Genomic DNA, 1,544 nt, shown 5'->3' with positions numbered 1-1,544 from the left:
GTAAGGATTCAGGTCTAAATTTGAGGAATTAAAGATGGTTCTTGCAGATCTGGATTAACCATCGCTTTTATAGCTTGCTCAAAAAAATCAATTACGGAACGTCCTTGACTACGACAAGTTTGTACAACCGTTAATAAATTGGCAGTATGTTTAAACCGTTCGATTGAACGGGAACCGCCACTAACCTTTCTTTTTGTTACTGCTAGCCGGAGTGTTCGCTCTGCTAAGTTATTATCTGGAGGTACCTCTGGATGGTCTAAAAAATACCACCATTGATCTGTTTTATTTTGTAGCGACCGCAAAAGCTTACTGGCTTCTCCTCCTGCCAGTGCCATCCACTTATCAAGAGAGGACTTAACTTTTAGTTTAAACTCCCAAGCCCAAGCAAACAACTCACTTATATTTTGGTTCTGTTGGAATAAGCTGTAATTCTTAAATGCTTCGTCAATCAGCTTGACAAACTTTTCCCCAATTTTTTGATTGTTCAAACCGGGAAGCTTGATTAGTTTTTTAAAGTGACGGCGTAGATGGGCTAAACATTTCTGTTGAGCTTTCACGTCATAACCGTTATAAACTGAATAATCGTCCGAGCTAAGTACACCACTGTAGTTCAAACCGAGAATGGTTTCTAGTTCGACACGAGCTCTTGTATCGGCAGCATGGAATAAAGCGAAGTTTGTCTGAGCAAAAATCCACAACCATTCTTTCACACCCTTTACAACCCAAGGTGTCTCATCGCAGTGAATATTTGGCTGTGTTTGCTGTATCCAATTTTTGAGAGAGCTAACGCTTTTGTTAACTGCGGCATCTATTCTTTCATTAGTGGTTACTAAGGTTCCCACTCCGATTTCTATGTGACCGAGTTCCCACAAAAGCTCTTGTTGTTTTTCATAGGATAGATGCCCGTAGTTATTTATCCATCCTAAAAAAGCTTGTAGCCTTACTCCTATATCTTGTCCTGGAACTAGATCTGGGGACCAATCGGATGCTTGTACATTTCCACAATGCTCACACACACAAGTATGGCGCTGATACTCAACTATTTCTATTGGGCGCTCTACTAACTGTGCTACTTGCTGTGTTTCAATTTTTATTGGTTCTTTGAAAAATCCCGTACCACAACAACAACAACACTCTGGACGTAAAATTTCACAGCGATCTACTCTACCAAACCCTTTACGAGTTTTTCCCAGATGCCCTGGTTGTCCTCCCGGTTTCCGTTTTGGAGCTTGGCTTTCACCATCAGAGAGCTCAGGTTTTTTTTCGGATTTTTTTAGGATGTCCCCAGATGGTGGTTTTGATGATGTTTTGCTGTCTAAATCTCTACTCGCCTTGAGTTTTCCTATTTCTTGTTCTAACTCTAAAATTCTGGAGTTTAGTTTAATTGTGGCGCTCGCCTGCTCGACAATGATTTCCACCAGTTGTTCCGGAGCCAACTGTATCAGGATTTCACGGTCTAGTTCAAGAGGCAGGTTTTTTTCCATAATTGTAATATTCCGCCCAGAATGTCACACTTGTCAATACCCTCTGACCTGAATCCTTAC

The 1,544-nt window shown here is 41.1% G+C and carries 1 protein-coding gene; it reads right to left on the bottom strand.

Annotated elements, in window-relative coordinates; all coding sequences use genetic code 11:
- Positions 1 to 14 precede the first annotated feature (14 nt).
- Positions 15 to 1,484 carry an IS66 family transposase gene (tnpC, locus tag QUA34_RS30000; protein WP_333391154.1) on the bottom strand — a complete coding sequence of 490 codons (1,470 nt, stop codon included), beginning with the start codon at positions 1,482 to 1,484 and terminating at the stop codon, positions 15 to 17.
- Between the last annotated feature and the right edge of the window lie 60 nt (positions 1,485 to 1,544).

Origin of the sequence: Microcoleus sp. POL10_C6 (assembly GCF_036701585.1) — a bacterium.
Classification (GTDB): Bacteria; Cyanobacteriota; Cyanobacteriia; order Cyanobacteriales; family Microcoleaceae; genus Microcoleus.
Note: the sequence above shows the minus strand (reverse complement) of the source record. Positions and strands in the feature narration are given on the sequence as shown.

Excerpts from the sequence above, each read along its gene's own strand:
- tnpC (WP_333391154.1), bottom strand. The coding sequence starts at position 1,484 with ATGGAAAAAAACCTGCCTCTTGAACTAGACCGTGAAATCCTGATACAG.